20 protein-coding genes and 1 pseudogene are annotated in these 14,333 nt (G+C 62.3%); 17 read left to right on the top strand and 4 right to left on the bottom strand.

The features are described from left to right. From PSV38_RS09950 to PSV38_RS09890, 13 genes and pseudogenes are all read left to right on the top strand, one after another. A pseudogene (locus PSV38_RS09950) lies at window positions 1–65 on the top strand (elongation factor Tu); the annotation flags it as partial. Between the two features lie 66 nt (window positions 66–131). After that, the gene (gene rpsJ / locus PSV38_RS09945; RefSeq protein ID WP_035037922.1) at window positions 132–443 is read left to right on the top strand and encodes a 30S ribosomal protein S10; all 312 of its coding nucleotides are present in this window, start codon (window positions 132–134) and stop codon (window positions 441–443) included. A gap of 219 nt (window positions 444–662) precedes the next feature. Then, window positions 663–1,337 (top strand): 50S ribosomal protein L3, encoded by a 675-nt coding sequence (gene rplC, locus PSV38_RS09940; protein ID WP_300547017.1) that lies wholly within the window; start codon window positions 663–665, stop codon window positions 1,335–1,337. Beyond that, window positions 1,337–1,957, top strand: coding sequence for a 50S ribosomal protein L4 (rplD, locus tag PSV38_RS09935; RefSeq protein ID WP_300547016.1), 621 nt, complete (start codon window positions 1,337–1,339; stop codon window positions 1,955–1,957). Before rplC ends, rplD begins: the two co-directional genes overlap by 1 nt. Continuing rightward, window positions 1,954–2,268 (top strand): 50S ribosomal protein L23, encoded by a 315-nt coding sequence (gene rplW / locus PSV38_RS09930; RefSeq protein WP_230182719.1) that lies wholly within the window; start codon window positions 1,954–1,956, stop codon window positions 2,266–2,268. The genes rplD and rplW overlap by 4 nt, the downstream gene beginning before the upstream one ends. 2 nt (window positions 2,269–2,270) lie before the next feature. After that, window positions 2,271–3,095: a 50S ribosomal protein L2 gene (gene rplB, locus PSV38_RS09925; RefSeq protein WP_300547014.1), complete on the top strand. Its 825-nt coding sequence runs from the start codon at window positions 2,271–2,273 to the stop codon at window positions 3,093–3,095. A gap of 13 nt (window positions 3,096–3,108) precedes the next feature. Continuing rightward, window positions 3,109–3,384 carry a 30S ribosomal protein S19 gene (gene rpsS / locus PSV38_RS09920; protein ID WP_300547013.1) on the top strand — a complete coding sequence of 92 codons (276 nt, stop codon included), beginning with the start codon at window positions 3,109–3,111 and terminating at the stop codon, window positions 3,382–3,384. Window positions 3,385–3,395: 11 nt separating this feature from the next. Then, window positions 3,396–3,725, top strand: coding sequence for a 50S ribosomal protein L22 (gene rplV, locus PSV38_RS09915; RefSeq protein ID WP_230182722.1), 330 nt, complete (start codon window positions 3,396–3,398; stop codon window positions 3,723–3,725). Between the two features lie 10 nt (window positions 3,726–3,735). Next, window positions 3,736–4,611: a 30S ribosomal protein S3 gene (gene rpsC, locus PSV38_RS09910; protein WP_300547012.1), complete on the top strand. Its 876-nt coding sequence runs from the start codon at window positions 3,736–3,738 to the stop codon at window positions 4,609–4,611. A 3-nt stretch (window positions 4,612–4,614) separates the two neighbouring features. Next, on the top strand, window positions 4,615–5,031 hold the full coding sequence (gene rplP / locus PSV38_RS09905) for a 50S ribosomal protein L16 (protein WP_300547011.1): 417 nt from the start codon (window positions 4,615–4,617) through the stop codon (window positions 5,029–5,031). A gap of 24 nt (window positions 5,032–5,055) precedes the next feature. Further along, window positions 5,056–5,253: a 50S ribosomal protein L29 gene (gene rpmC, locus PSV38_RS09900; RefSeq protein ID WP_300547009.1), complete on the top strand. Its 198-nt coding sequence runs from the start codon at window positions 5,056–5,058 to the stop codon at window positions 5,251–5,253. Further along, a complete protein-coding gene (gene rpsQ / locus PSV38_RS09895; protein WP_300547008.1) occupies window positions 5,250–5,543 on the top strand; it encodes a 30S ribosomal protein S17 in 294 nt (97 codons plus the stop codon). Before rpmC ends, rpsQ begins: the two co-directional genes overlap by 4 nt. 151 nt (window positions 5,544–5,694) lie before the next feature. After that, window positions 5,695–6,210 carry a peroxiredoxin gene (locus PSV38_RS09890; protein ID WP_300547007.1) on the top strand — a complete coding sequence of 172 codons (516 nt, stop codon included), beginning with the start codon at window positions 5,695–5,697 and terminating at the stop codon, window positions 6,208–6,210. Between the two features lie 38 nt (window positions 6,211–6,248). On the opposite strand, the gene PSV38_RS09885 is transcribed toward PSV38_RS09890, so the two are convergent. Next, window positions 6,249–6,752 (bottom strand): Mpo1-like protein, encoded by a 504-nt coding sequence (locus tag PSV38_RS09885; RefSeq protein ID WP_300547006.1) that lies wholly within the window; start codon window positions 6,750–6,752, stop codon window positions 6,249–6,251. A 274-nt stretch (window positions 6,753–7,026) separates the two neighbouring features. Here PSV38_RS09885 and PSV38_RS09880 point away from each other — a divergent pair, with 274 nt between their 5' ends. The 3 genes from PSV38_RS09880 to PSV38_RS09870 all read left to right on the top strand — a co-directional run bounded on the left by PSV38_RS09880 (window position 7,027) and on the right by PSV38_RS09870 (window position 10,739). Then, the gene (locus PSV38_RS09880; RefSeq protein WP_300547005.1) at window positions 7,027–8,145 is read left to right on the top strand and encodes a 3-deoxy-7-phosphoheptulonate synthase; all 1,119 of its coding nucleotides are present in this window, start codon (window positions 7,027–7,029) and stop codon (window positions 8,143–8,145) included. A gap of 126 nt (window positions 8,146–8,271) precedes the next feature. Beyond that, the gene (locus tag PSV38_RS09875; protein ID WP_300547004.1) at window positions 8,272–8,919 is read left to right on the top strand and encodes a response regulator transcription factor; all 648 of its coding nucleotides are present in this window, start codon (window positions 8,272–8,274) and stop codon (window positions 8,917–8,919) included. Then, window positions 8,916–10,739, top strand: a complete 1,824-nt coding sequence (locus PSV38_RS09870) for a hybrid sensor histidine kinase/response regulator (RefSeq protein ID WP_300547003.1) — start codon at window positions 8,916–8,918, stop codon at window positions 10,737–10,739. Before PSV38_RS09875 ends, PSV38_RS09870 begins: the two co-directional genes overlap by 4 nt. Here PSV38_RS09870 and PSV38_RS09865 read toward each other — a convergent pair. Together PSV38_RS09865 and corA are read right to left on the bottom strand one after the other, a co-directional pair. Beyond that, complete coding sequence (locus tag PSV38_RS09865; RefSeq protein ID WP_300547002.1) at window positions 10,715–11,887, bottom strand: MFS transporter; 1,173 nt, start codon at window positions 11,885–11,887, stop codon at window positions 10,715–10,717. The two genes, PSV38_RS09870 and PSV38_RS09865, sit on opposite strands and share 25 nt — an antisense overlap. Beyond that, on the bottom strand, window positions 11,875–12,837 hold the full coding sequence (corA, locus tag PSV38_RS09860; RefSeq protein ID WP_300547001.1) for a magnesium/cobalt transporter CorA: 963 nt from the start codon (window positions 12,835–12,837) through the stop codon (window positions 11,875–11,877). The genes PSV38_RS09865 and corA overlap by 13 nt, the downstream gene beginning before the upstream one ends. Before the next feature lie 215 nt (window positions 12,838–13,052). Between corA and PSV38_RS09855 the strand changes: the two genes are divergently transcribed. After that, entirely contained in the window at window positions 13,053–13,997 is a 945-nt protein-coding gene (locus tag PSV38_RS09855) for a LysR family transcriptional regulator (protein ID WP_300546999.1), read from the top strand. On the opposite strand, the gene PSV38_RS09850 is transcribed toward PSV38_RS09855, so the two are convergent. Beyond that, on the bottom strand, window positions 13,978–14,328 hold the full coding sequence (locus tag PSV38_RS09850; protein ID WP_300546998.1) for a hypothetical protein: 351 nt from the start codon (window positions 14,326–14,328) through the stop codon (window positions 13,978–13,980). The two genes, PSV38_RS09855 and PSV38_RS09850, sit on opposite strands and share 20 nt — an antisense overlap. Between the last annotated feature and the right edge of the window lie 5 nt (window positions 14,329–14,333).

Here is a 14,333-nt window from a genome sequence, read left to right as displayed (position 1 = left end):
GTTTCGCCATCCGTGAAGGCGGTCGCACCGTCGGCGCCGGCGTCGTTGCCAAGATCCTCGCGTAATTCATGACGTGTGCCCATCTGGCCTGTGGGTCAGGTGGGCGTCATCTCTCTGTTTAAGGAGCCGTCATGGCACAACAAAAGATCCGCATTCGCCTGAAGGCGTTTGACTACAAGCTGATTGACCAGTCATCGGCTGAAATCGTCGAAACCGCCAAGCGCACCGGCGCGATCGTCAAAGGCCCTGTGCCCCTGCCGACCCGTCTGCAACGCTTCGACATCCTGCGTTCGCCACACGTCAACAAAACGTCGCGCGACCAGTTCGAAATCCGCACCCACCAGCGTTTGATGGACATCGTGGACCCAACCGACAAGACGGTTGACGCCCTGATGAAGCTCGACCTGCCGGCTGGCGTGGACGTTGAAATCAAGCTGCAATAAGCCGCGTTGGGCTGTCAAAGGCCCTTCAACCCGCTGACGCATCGCAAGTACTTGCGGTGTTCAGCGGGTTTTGTTATAGTCGCAGGCTTTTCCGCCTTTGTTGCTGGAGAGAATTAATGGTGGTTTGGCGGAATTTTCGCCCAGCCACTACCTAAGTCAGCCCGGCCAATCGATGTCGGGCTTGTGTAAAAGGCCCCTATGTGGGGCTGGAGAAAAACCATGAGTCTTAGCAATCGCCTCGGATTGCTGGGCCGCAAGGTGGGCATGATGCGCATCTACACAGACGACGGCGATGCCGTTCCTGTGACAGTGCTCGATGTGTCCAACAACCGCGTGACCCAGATCAAAACCGTTGAGACTGACGGCTACACCGCCTTGCAACTGGCATACGGCTCGCGCAAAGCATCGCGCGTGACCAAGCCAGAAGCTGGCCACCTCGCCAAGGCGGGTGTGGAAGGTGTGGAAGTCATCAAAGAGTTCCCCGTCACCCCGGAAGTTGCCGCCGAATACACGGCTGGCACCGCCATTGCCGTGTCCGCCCTGTTCCAGGTCGGTCAAAAAATCGACGTGCAAGGCACATCGATCGGTAAGGGCTTCACCGGCACCATCAAGCGTCACCACTTCGGTTCGCAGCGCGCATCGCACGGTAACAGCCGTTCGCACAATGTGCCTGGCTCCATCTCGATGGCGCAAGATCCTGGCCGCGTGTTCCCAGGCAAGAAGATGTCGGGCCACCTCGGCGACGACACCGTGACCACGCAAAACCTCGACATCGTGCGCGTTGACGAAGCCCGTCAACTGCTGCTGGTCCGAGGCGCCGTGCCAGGTTCGAAGGGTGGCTTTGTCACCGTCCGTCCTGCCGTCAAGGTCAAGGTCAAGAAAGGAGCCAACTGATGCAGCTCGAGCTCCTGAACGAACAAGGTCAGGCCACTTCCAAAGTGGAAGCTCCTGACACCGTGTTCGGCCGCGAATACAACGAAGCCCTGGTGCACCAGGTGGTCGTGGCTTATCAAGCCAACGCCCGCCAAGGCACCCGTGCCCAGAAGGACCGCGCCGTCGTCAAGCACACCACCAAGAAGCCCTGGCGCCAAAAAGGCACCGGTCGCGCTCGTGCTGGTATGTCCTCCTCGCCCCTGTGGCGTGGCGGTGGTCGGATTTTCCCGAACAGCCCTGACGAAAACTTCAGCCACAAAGTCAACAAGAAGATGTACCGCGCCGGCATGGCCGCGATCTTCTCGCAGTTGGCCCGCGAAGGCCGCCTGTCCGTGGTGGACTCGATCTCGATCGATGCCCCCAAGACCAAGCTGCTGGCTGCCAAGCTGAAGGCCCTGAACCTCGACCACGTGCTGGTGATTGCCGACGAAATCGACGAGAACTTGTTCCTCGCCGCGCGCAATCTGCCCAACGTGCTGGTGGTCGAGCCGCGTTACGCCGATCCCCTGTCATTGGTGCACTACAAAAAAGTGCTCGTGACCAAGGGCGCGATCGACAAGCTCAAGGAGATGTTCGCATGAGCATCCTCAAATTCGATGAAAGCCGCCTGCTGAAGGTTCTGGTTGCGCCAATCGTGTCTGAAAAGGCCACGGCTGCTGCTGAAGAACGTGGCCAGGTGCTGTTCAAAGTCGTGCGCGATGCGACCAAGCCCGAGATCAAAGCCGCTGTTGAGTTGCTGTTCAAGGTCGAAGTCAAGTCGGTGCAAGTGCTCAACCAGAAGGGCAAGACCAAGCGCTTCGGTGGCCGTGTTGGCCGCCGTGACCATGTCAAGAAGGCCTATGTGGCCCTCAAAGACGGTCAAGAGCTGAACTTCTCCGGGGAGGCTGCGTAATCATGGCTGTCGTTAAAGTCAAACCAACCTCGCCCGGTCGCCGTGGCGTGGTCAAGGTGGTCCACAAGCATCTGCACAAGGGCAAGCCCCATGCGCCTTTGCTGGAACCACAAATCCAGAATGCTGGCCGCAACAACAACGGTCACATCACCATCCGTCACCGCGGCGGTGGTCACAAGCAACACTATCGCTTGGTGGATTTCGTCCGTAACAAGGATGGCATCCCCGCGAAGGTCGAGACCATTGAGTACGATCCCAACCGCACGGCCCACATCGCCTTGGTGTGCTATGCCGACGGCGAACGTCGTTACATCATTGCGCCCCGTGGCTTGGTGGCTGGCGCTACCGTGATCAGCGGCTCCGATGCCCCGATCAAGGCTGGCAACACGCTGCCCATTCGCAACATCCCCGTGGGTTCCACCATCCACTGCATCGAGATGATGCCTGGCAAGGGTGCGCAAATCGCGCGTTCTGCTGGCACGTCCGCTGTGTTGATGGCCCGCGAAGGCACCTACGCTCAGGTTCGCCTGCGCTCCGGTGAAGTTCGTCGGATCCACGTCGAATGCCGCGCCACCTTGGGTGAAGTGAGCAACGAAGAGCACAGCCTGCGCCAATACGGCAAGGCCGGTGCCATCCGCTGGAAGGGCATCCGCCCAACGGTTCGTGGCGTCGCCATGAACCCGGTGGATCACCCGCACGGTGGTGGCGAAGGCCGCACGGGCGAAGGTCAAGTCCCGGTGTCCCCATGGAACACCATGACGAAGGGCTATCGCACCCGCAACAACAAGCGCACGCAAACGTTCATCGTTTCGCGTCGCAAGAAGTAAGAGGTAGGCTGAAATGGCTCGTTCTCTTAAAAAAGGTCCCTTCGTTGACCACCACCTGTCTGCAAAAGTCGACAGAGCTGCTGCCATCAAGGACAAGAAGCCCATCAAGACTTGGTCGCGTCGTTCTACGATCCTGCCCGAGTTCATTGGCTTGACGATTGCCGTGCACAACGGCAAACAACACGTGCCTGTGTACGTGACCGACCAGATGGTTGGCCACAAGCTTGGCGAGTTCGCCCTGACCCGTACGTTCAAGGGTCACCCAGGCGACAAGAAAGCCAAGAAATAAGGAGCCCGACGATGGAAACCAAAGCAATCGTTCGCGGCGTTCGGCTCTCATGCGACAAAGGTCGCCTGGTGGCTGACCTGATTCGCGGCAAGAAAGTCGATCAAGCCCTGAACATCCTGACCTTCACTCAAAAGAAGGCCGCTGGCATCATCAAGAAGGCTCTGGAGTCCGCGATCGCGAACGCCGAGCACAACGACGGTGCTGACATTGATGAACTGAAGGTCAAGACCATTTATGTGGAGCAAGGCACCACGCTGAAGCGTTTCACCGCACGGGCCAAAGGCCGCGGTAACCGCATCAGCAAGCCAACTTGCCACATTTATGTGACCGTGGGTAACTAAAAGGCAAACCATGGGACAAAAAATCCATCCAACCGGTTTCCGCCTGGCGGTGACCCGCAATTGGTCATCACGCTGGTATGCGAGCAACCGCAACTTCAGCAAAATGTTGGCTGAAGACTTGGGCGTGCGTGAGTACCTCAAGAAGAAACTGAAGAATGCCGCCGTGTCGCGCATCCTGATCGAGCGTCCCGCCAAGAGCGCACGCATCACCATTTTCTCGGCTCGTCCGGGCGTGGTGATCGGCAAGAAGGGCGAAGACATCGAGAACCTCAAGATTGAACTGGCCAAACGCCTGGGCTGTCCTGTGGCAGTGAACATCGAAGAAGTGCGCAAGCCTGAAATCGATGCTCAACTGATCTCTGATTCGATCACGCAGCAATTGGAAAAGCGGATCATGTTCCGTCGCGCCATGAAGCGCGCCATGCAAAACGCCATGCGTCTGGGTGCCCTGGGCATCAAGATCATGTCGGCAGGTCGTCTGAACGGCATCGAAATCGCACGTACCGAGTGGTACCGCGAAGGTCGCGTGCCGCTTCACACCCTGCGTGCTGACATCGACTACGGCACTTCTGAAGCACAGACCACCTACGGTGTCATCGGTGTGAAGGTGTGGGTTTACAAGGGTGACCGTCTGCCTAACGGCGACGCACCGGTGGTCAAGGGTGAGGATCGTGAAGACGACCGCCGCAACCGCCGTCCCCGCAGTGACCGCCCCAACGACCGCCGCCCACCCGCCCGTGGTGCAACACGTGGTGCCCCTCGCGCTGATGGCGCGCCGGGTGCTGCTGCTGCCCCCGAAGGTGGTGACAAGCCCGCTGATGCTGGTGCCAAGCGCGTCCGCAAGGTCGTTGCTCCGGTTGCCGCTGAAGCGCCGAAAGGAGAATAATCAATGTTGCAACCTAATCGTCGCAAGTTCCGCAAGGAACACAAGGGTCGCAACACGGGTGTCGCCACCCGTGGCGCCACCGTTGCGTTCGGCGAATTCGGTCTGAAGGCCACTGAACGTGGTCGCCTGACGGCCCGTCAGATCGAAGCTGCCCGCCGTGCCATTTCGCGTTGTGTCAAGCGTGGTGGCCGCATCTGGATCCGCATCTTCCCGGACAAGCCCATTTCCCAAAAGCCCGCAGAAGTGCGGATGGGTAATGGTAAGGGTAGCGTTGAGTACTACGTCGCTGAAATTCAGCCCGGCAAGGTGCTCTACGAAATCCACGGGGTTCCCGAGGAACTGGCCCGCGAAGCCTTCCAGCTCGCGTCCGCCAAACTGCCTCTGCGCACGACATTCGTCACGCGCATGATCGGCTCTTAATTGGTCGCAAAGGAAAAGAAGCACATGAACGCCTCTGAACTGCGCGCCAAAGATGTGGCCGCACTCGAAACCGAAGTCAAAGAATTGCTGAAAGCGCATTTCAACATGCGCATGCAAAAGGCTACTCAGCAGCTCAATGACCACTCGGCTCTGAAGAAGACCCGTCGTGACATTGCCCGTGTCAAGACGATTCTGACCGAGAAGAAAGGAGCTGCGAAATGACGCAAGCTCAAGCTCAAACCGCTGCTACACCAGCAGTCAAAAACACACGCACCCTGGTGGGTCGTGTGGTCAGCGATGCGCGCGCGAAGACCGTGACCGTGCTCGTCGAGCGCCGTGCCAAGCACGAGCTCTACGGCAAGATCGTGGCCCACTCGCGCAAGTACCACGCCCACGATGAGAACAATGAGTTCCACATCGGTGACGTGGTCGAGATCAGCGAAACGCGTCCCATTTCCAAGACCAAGGCCTGGGCTGTGACCCGCTTGGTGGAAAAGGCTCGCGCGGTCTGATCGATCGCTGGCGAAAGCCAAGCATGTCCGTGGCAGGGTAATCCTGTCATGGCCAGCATGAGAACCGGATGTCCAGTTTTATACTGGCCCTCCGGTTTTTTCATTTCCGCTTCTCTTTCAAGCCTGTTTTACTCTCACCTGAGGTTTCCCCATGATCAAAATTGGCGACACGCTGCCCAGCGGTTCCTTGTCCGAGTTTTTCGACGTGGAGGGTGAGGGCTGCAGCCTGGGTCCGAACACCTTTGACATTGCCAAGATCACGGCCGACAAGACCATCGCCATCTTCGGCCTGCCGGGCGCGTTCACGCCCACTTGCTCGGCCAAGCACGCGCCTGGCTACATCGACCAAGTCGAGGCTTTCAAGGCCGCAGGCGTGGACGAGATTTGGTGCGTGTCAGTGAATGACCCCTTCGTGATGGGGGCCTGGGGCCGCGAACTGAAGGCCGGGGGCAAGGTCCGCATGATGGCCGATGGCAGCGCCGCCTTCGCCAAGGCGACGGGGCTGACATTGGACCTGACGGAAAAGGGTTTGGGTCTGCGCTCGCAGCGCTATTCGTTGCTGGCCTCGAACGGTGTCGTCAAAGCGTTGAACGTGGAAGAAGGCGGCGGCTTCAAGGTCAGCGATGCTGACACTCTGCTGGCCCAGGCCCAGGCCTTGAAGGCCTGATCGACGGACCCGCTGGCCGACCCGAAAGCCTTTGGGTTTCAGCGGACCGTGCCGACCTTTTGCGCAATGGCGGCCTCAACGTCTTTGCGCAAGCCCAGCAAGAAGGCGACTTCGGCCAGCACGAACAGGGGCCCGATGAGCAGGCCGATGAGGTCATCAACAAAGGCGGGTTTGCGGCCTTCGAAGTAGTGGCCTAGGAACTGGATGGCCCAACCCACCAGGAACAAGCCCAGCCCCCAAGCTAGCCAGGCACCTGTGGTCAAGGGCGCGGTGTGGAGTGCGACGTCCAGACCCAGCACGAACACGGCGGTCATGACTGCACCCATGCGCAGATCCAGCTTGAGATAATAGAACGCTAGCAGGGCCGCGATGACCATGCCGGGGTTGACGGGCAGGCCGCCGAGGGTGGCCAGTGTGGGCCGGGCCAGCAACACCATCAAGGACAGCACGATCATGGGGATGCCGACCAAGTGCGTCAGGATGTTGCGGCGGTCTCGGTGGTAGCTGGCGTACTGGGCCAGAAGGTCGGTGAGCTTGTTCATGGCAGGGGTCCTTTGCGTGAATCCTAGTCCATCGGGGCTGGGGCCGACTGTCAACCGGGCGACGGATTTGCCCACGATGTGTTCAGGCGTGCTACATTGCCAAGCATGAACACGGCTCGCTTTTATTTTTGGCACTTTTACTTCTCGCCCGCAACCGGCGCAGGAGTGGAGAGCGCGTAAGCAGCCACCACCACATTCCTGAAAACCGCCGGGTCACCCTCCGGCGGTTTTTTTTCGACGTTTTCAACCCGCACCACGCCTCAGGACGCTTTTCATGAACGCCAATTCCAGCGCCTCATCCGGCTGGGTTCCGCCCGCCGACAAGACTTCGCAAACCGATGACGAACGCATCCTCAACGTGACACCGCTGCCGCCACCGGAGCACTTGATCCGCTTCTTCCCGATTCGGGGGACGCCAGTGGAGACGCTCGTGTCGGGCACGCGTCAAAAGATCCGCGAGATCATGCAGGGCAAGGATGACCGCTTGTTGGTGGTCATTGGTCCTTGCTCGATCCACGATCCTGCTGCCGCGCTGGAATACGCGCGCAAGTTGTTGGTCGAGCGTGAGCGCTATTCGGACACGCTGGAAATCGTCATGCGGGTGTACTTCGAAAAGCCGCGCACGACGGTGGGCTGGAAGGGCTTGATCAATGATCCCTACTTGGACGAGAGCTACCGCATTGACGAAGGCCTGCGCATGGCCCGCCATCTGCTGCTGGAGATCAACCGCCTGGGCGTACCGGCCGGCAGTGAGTTCCTGGATGTGGTGTCGCCTCAGTACATTGGTGACCTGATCAGTTGGGGCGCGATTGGTGCGCGCACGACCGAGAGCCAGGTTCACCGCGAGCTGGCCTCGGGCTTGAGCGCGCCCATTGGCTTCAAGAACGGCACCGATGGCAACATCAGGATCGCGACCGATGCCATCCAGGCTGCGGCGGGGGCGCACCACTTCCTGTCGGTTCACAAGAACGGGCAGGTGGCGATTGTGGAGACGGCGGGCAATCCGGATTGCCACGTGATCCTGCGCGGTGGCAAGGCGCCCAATTACGATGCGGCCAATGTGGAAGCCGCTTGCAAGGATCTGGCCGCCGCCAAGCTGCCCACCACCTTGATGGTGGACTGCTCGCACGCCAACAGCTCCAAGCAGCACGAGAAGCAGATCGACGTGGCCAAGGACATCGGGGCGCAGATCGGAGGGGGCTCGCGGGGCATTTTTGGCGTGATGGTGGAAAGCCACCTGAACCCCGGCAACCAGAAGTTCACGCCGGGCAAGGACCAGCCCTCTGCGCTTGAATACGGCAAGAGCATCACCGATGCCTGCATTGGCTGGGCTGATTCGACCAATGTGCTGGAGATCCTGTCGAGCGCCGTGAAGGCCCGGCGCGCGCGCTGAGCATTGACCATGGCGAGTAGGTACCCCCTTAAGGGGGAAACCACCGGCTTGCGGGGTATCTTGGTAACGGGCTGAAGCGGAGGCGGGGGATACTGCGGTCTGTTGCAGTTCAACCCCGCCGTTCCCATGCCTTCGACGCCCAATCCCCGCATCTTGCTGGTGGATGACCATGCCTTGTTCCGTACCGGCCTGGGCATGATCCTGCGCGAAGCTTTTCCGGGGTCGACCTTGCTGGAAGCGCCCAGCCTGGCCGAGGCCATGAAAGTGGGGCCCTCGCCATCGCTGGACCTGATCCTGCTGGACGTGCATTTGCCCGATGCGAATGGGCTGTCACTGATCCAGGTGTTGCAGGACCACTTTGGGCCCGTGCCGGTGCTGATGGTGTCGGGCAGCGATGACGCCTCCCAGATCACGCAAGCGCGAAACGCCGGGGCCGTGGGTTACTTGTCCAAGTCCGCCAGTGGTGCACAGATGGTGAACACCTTGCGCGAGTGCTTGTCGGGCGGTCAGGCCTTTCCGTTTTCGCACTATGAGCAGGCGCCCGCCGCCACGGTGTTGCTGGCCTGCCAGGATCCCATCCGTCCCAATGAGCGGCAACTGTCCATCCTTCGTCTGCTGGGGCAAGGGGCGCCCAACAAGGCGATTGCGCGCCAGGTGGGCTTGAGCGAAAACGACGTGCGGGCCGAGGTGTCCTGGCTGACCGAGATGCTGGACGCCACCAGCCGCCAGCAGGCTTACGACGTGGCCGTGCAGCGAGGGTGGCTGAGGCCATGAGTTCCTTGGCGGGCTTGCTGTCGCAGGCTTGGCGCTTTGACAAGGGCCGTGGTTTGACCGCCGAGATGGAGCTGCTGGACCGCAACCTGCCCGCGGCCTTCGTCACCTACACCTTGGTGGCCATCATGGCCGCCTGGGCCTATTGGTCCACCATCGGGGATGCCAGCGTGCTGTGGTGGGGTGTGATTTCCACGCTGTTGGGCATCGCTTGTTTCACGGGCCGACATTTCCTGCCGCGGCCAAGTGATCCCGCGAAAGTGCTGGTTTATGCCCAGGCGGTTCGCTTGATGGCGATGCTGCTGGGGATGACCTGGGGCTTGTTTGCCCTGCTGTTCATGAAGCCGGAATGGCCGATCACCCTGACCCTGGTGATCACGATGCTGTCGGGCATGAGCGCGGGCGGCCTGGTGGTGTTTTCGTCGAGTTGGCCGGTGTCGGTGGCGTATGGCTTGCCTTGTCTGCTGCCCTCGGTGCTGGTGCTGCTGCCAGCCGCCGACCCGGTCAGCCAAACCATGGGACTGGCCTCGCTGATCTACCTGTTGGTGATGGGGGTGTTTTCCTTCCACGCCGTTCAGGTGACGCGGCGGTCCATCCACCTGCGTTTTGAGAATGCGGACCTGGTCGAGCGCCTGCGGGAGCAGACCGGCCGTGCGTTCGAGGCCCGCCAGATGGCGGAAGAAGCCTTGCGCGATGCCGAAGCAGCCAACCGTGCCAAGTCGGTGTTCCTGGCATCGGCCAGCCACGACTTGCGCCAACCTTTGCATGCCTTGGGCCTGTTTCTGACGGCCTTGGGCCACACCAAACTGGATGCGCGCCAGCGTCAGATGTGGGGCCATGTCGAGGCCTCGTCTGCGGCGGCCAGCGAGATGCTCAACACCTTGCTGGATTTTTCCAAGGTGGATGCGGGGGTGATCACACCGCTGCCGCAGGCGTTTGCGGTGCAGCCCTTGCTGCACAAGCTGGAGCGTCATTTCGCGCCGCTGGCCAATGACAACGGGCTGGTGTTCCGGGTGCGCGACAGCGACCTGGTGGTGCGGGCCGATCCCCGGCTGGTGGAGCAGGTCCTGCGCAACCTGTTGACCAATGCCATCCGCTACACCGAGCGCGGGGGCGTGTTGTTGGCCTGCCGACGCCGAGGCGATCAAGCCGTGCTGGAGGTGTGGGACACCGGCATCGGCATCGAATCTGCACAGCACCAGGCCATCTTTCAGGAGTTTCACCAACTGGGCAACCCGGAGCGGGATCGCACCAAAGGACTGGGATTGGGCTTGGCCATCGTGGAGGGTTTGGCGCGCGCCATGGGCGCGACGGTCAGCCTGGTGTCCAGGCTGGGCCGGGGCTCCGTGTTTCGGCTGGGTGTGCCTTTGAGTCTGGACGTGGTGGCGCCGTCGCCAGCGCCTGCGTCTTTGGTGGATGCCCAGCTTGCGGGCGTGCGGGTGCTGTTGATCGATGACGACGAGGCCGTGCGCGTGGCCATGTCCGAGCTGTTGGTGGCCTGGGGGTGCGCTTGCGAAGTGGCGGCCGCCGAGGCCGAGGCCGTGAAGCTGCTGGATCGCTTCATCCCGGATGTGGTGTTGGCGGATTTTCGTTTGCGCGATCACCGCACCGGCCCGCAAGCCATTGAGGCGGTGCGGGCGCGACTAGGGCGAGCCGTGCCTGCCATCATCGTCACGGGTGACACGGCGGCGGACCGCCTGCGCACGGCGGTGGGCAGCGGCATGACCTTGCTGCACAAGCCGGTGGGATCGGTGCCGCTGCAAAGGGCCTTGGCCCAGGCGTTGGCGCCGACGTCTGGTCAGGCCGACGCGCCCACCGTCTGAGTTCGGCGCCATTGCATCAGGATCAGGCTGCTGGCCAGCGCGGCCAGCCACCAGCTTTGGCCCACCGCCCCAAAATGGTCGATGACCGTGCCGCTGACCAGCGGGCCCAGCGCGCCACCGGCCGTGTAGCCCGCGATCATGGCGGAGGTACCGGCCACGGCCGAGGTGTCGGCGAAATCATGCGCCACGCGGATCATCGCCAGCGTGTACAGCGCGCCGCCCACGGCGCCCCAAGCCGCGGCACACACCCAGATCAGCGGAGGCCACTGTTGGGCTTGGCCAAAGGCCAGCGAGGCCAGCACCAGGATGATGGCCGCCCCGGTGAACAAGCGCCGCGTGGCCACGTGGTCGGCCAGCCAACCTGTGGGGTATTGCAGCAGGAAGCTGCCCATGCCCAGCGCCCCGGCGATGGAGGTGGCCGCTGCCAGGTTCATGCCCAATTGCGAGCCATAGGCGGTGGTGACCGAGCCCAGGCCCACTTCAAAGACGCCGCCGACCAAGGCGGCCCACACCAGCAAGGGACGGTGGCGCCAAGCTGCGGCCAGGCCCATGGTCTGGGCGCCTTCGTGGGCGGCTTTGAGTTGGGTCACGACTGGGGCGAGGCTCAAAGCCAGGCCCAGGGCCAAACCGGCGGCGGCCACGCCATTGGCTTGGCGCGGGTCGAGGCCCAGCACGCTGGGCAACATGGGGCCCACGGCCATCGCGCAGCCCAGCACGGTCTGGTACAGGCCGGTCAGGCGACCCCGGTGGGTGGCGGGCACATTGTGGGCGATGAGGGCTTCGGTCGCGTTCCAGGCGGCGGCCGCGCCGACGCCCGCCATCAGGGCGAGGGCGCACCACGCGGCGTAGTCGTCGGTGACGAGGTAACCCAGGCACGACAGCAACTCCATGCTCAGGCCGATCTGGTAAGCCCTGCCCACGCCGATGCGGGCAAAAACATGCGGCACCACCGGCACCAGCAAGGCCACGCTGACGAAGGCGAGCATGGCGAAGCCGCCAATGGCCGTGGCACTGACACCGGCCGTTTGCAAGCGCACGGCCAGCACGGGGTTGAGGAGGCTGTAGCTGAGCACCACCATTGTGGTGCCCAGCATCACGCGCCACAGACCGGCGGGCAGCTTCAGGGCGTTCGGGCTCAGCTCAGCCACCCTCGTCGATGGAAGTACCACATGGGCACGAGCGCACTGGCGATCATCAGGCCCACGGTGTAGGGGTAGCTCCATTCACCCAAGAAGGCCAGCTCGGGGAACCTCAGGTTCATGCCGTAGACGCTGGCCACGAGCGTGGGCGGCAGCAAGGCGACCGAGGCCACCGAGAAGATCTTGATGATCTTGTTCTGGTTGATGTTGATGAAACCGACCGTGGCGTCCATCAGGAAGTTGATCTTGTCGAACAGGAAGGCCGTGTGGCTGTCCAGCGAATCGATGTCGCGCAGAATTTGCCGCGCCTCTTCGAACTGCTCGGCGCTGAGCATGCGGGCACGCATCATGAAACTGACGGCGCGGCGCGTGTCCATCACGTTGCGGCGGATGCGGCCGTTCAAGTCTTCCTGGCGCGCGATGGCGGCCAGCGCTTCACCGGCGGCCTGGTCATTAACCTCGGACTTGAGTACGCGCTTGCTGACTTTTTCCAGCCCGTCGTAGATGCCTTCGAGGGTGTCAGCGGAATACTCGGCGTCAGCGTCGTAGAGCTTGAGCAGCACGTCTTTGGCGTCTTCGATCAGCGCGGGGATGCGGCGTGCGCGCATGCGCAGCAGGCGGAACACCGGCAGGTCTTCGCGGTGGATCGAGAACAGCACGTTCTGGTGCAGGATGAAGGCCACGCGCACGTTGCGAGGTGCTTCGTCGTCATCGATCAGGAAGTCGGAGCGGATGTGGATGGCGCCTTCTTCTTCGTAGAAGCGGGCGGACTCTTCCAGGTCGTCGTCGATGATGTCCTGGGGGATGACCAGGCCGAATCGGACGGCGATCCAGCCTTTTTCTTCGGGCGTGGGGTCTTCCAGATCAACCCACACCGGGGCGACTGGGGTCAGTTCGTCCTGGCTGTCGATTTCTTCTTGGAAAAGCCGACCATTGGCCAGCGTGAAGACGTTGAGCATGCGATCTCCAGCGCCAAACAGCGGCGCGCGCGGATGAGGGGTGGTGATGTGGGTAGACCGCCCTCTCCTCGCATGAACTCAGGGCGCCGCGCCTGTTAATTCAGGCTGATGCGCCGGTCAGCTGGAGGGGCGGTCACCGAGGCGGTGTGTCCAAGGTGATGTGCTCCGAAAAGCTCCGAAATCGGTAATCCGACATTGTCGTGTAAAAAGGCCTCATGGCACTTCCTTCGTCCCGGCTTGACCTCAATTTGTTCCGCGTCATGGACGCCGTTTTTGAGCATGGTGGCATCTCCGGGGCGGCCCGGCACCTGCACCTGAGCCAGCCTGCGGTCAGCCACGCGCTGGCCCGCTTGCGGCGCCTGTGGGGTGACCCGCTGTTTGTGCGGCAGGGCAACCACATGGTGCCCACGGAGTTGACGCGGCGGGTGATCGGGGAGGTGCAGGCCCACTTGCGTGGCTTGCAGTCGGTCATGGTGCAGGCCGAGACCTTTGACCCCGGAACTTTGAACATGACCTTGCGCCTGGGCATGCGCGATGTGCTAGAGGCCATCACCCTGCCGCCGCTGGTGGCGCGCCTGGCCGAGATGGCGCCCGGTGTGCGGCTGGCCAGCGTGCGGGTGCCGCGCGACACGCTGGGGCAGGCTTTGACCTTGGGCGAGGTCGACCTGGTGCTCGACCGGCAGCGGCGCGTGGGTGCGCGCATCCGAGGTGAACGCCTGGCCGACGAAAGCCTGGCGGTGATCATGCGGCGCGATCACCCGCTGGCAATGCCAGCCATGGCGGTGGACGCGTACTTCGCGGCCAAGCACGTGATGGTGTCGGTGCAGCCTGACCAGCCGGACCCATTGAATGCCGTGTGGGCGGCCCTGGGGCGAGGCGAGCGGGACGTGGTGCTGCGCTGCCAGCACTATTTTTCAGCGGCCAACGTGGTGCTGCACAGCGATGCCCTGTTGACCTTGCCGCGCACCTACGCCGAAGAACTGGCGCGCAGCATGCCGCTGGAGGTGCGAGAGCTGCCTTTGCCGGTGCCGCCCATCACCATCTGGATGTACTGGCATGCCGACCGGGATGGGGACCCGGTGCACCGGTGGCTGCGTGAGAGTGTTTGTGTGGGGGCGCGGCAGGCGATGGCGGGGGCGCTCACAGGCCCCAGTGTTTGAACAGCCCGTAGCCGATGCCAGCCAGCACCAGCAGGACGACGGCGGTCTTCAGCGACACCAGGGGCTGGTCTCGCGTGTCCCAGGCGTCTCCCCAGAAGGAGGCGACCAGGGAGATGCCGCCCAGGAAACCCAGCACGGCGCCCGCGAGCATGATCCAGGTGCCCAACTGTTTGAAGTCGGCGATCTGATCCGGGCCCCAACGCCCGCTGCGGTAGAACATCCAGCCAGCATAAGTCGCGCCTGCGGCGGCGCCAGAAAAAAGCGCGGCGAAACAGCGCTCGAACAGCGAAGAGCGCAACCGAGCAGGTGGTTGCTCATGCATGTGATGCATGACTT

The organism is Aquabacterium sp. (genome assembly GCF_029946005.1).
In the GTDB taxonomy this organism is placed as follows: domain Bacteria; phylum Pseudomonadota; class Gammaproteobacteria; order Burkholderiales; family Burkholderiaceae_C; genus Aquabacterium.
This window is presented reverse-complemented; position numbering and strand designations above follow the sequence as displayed.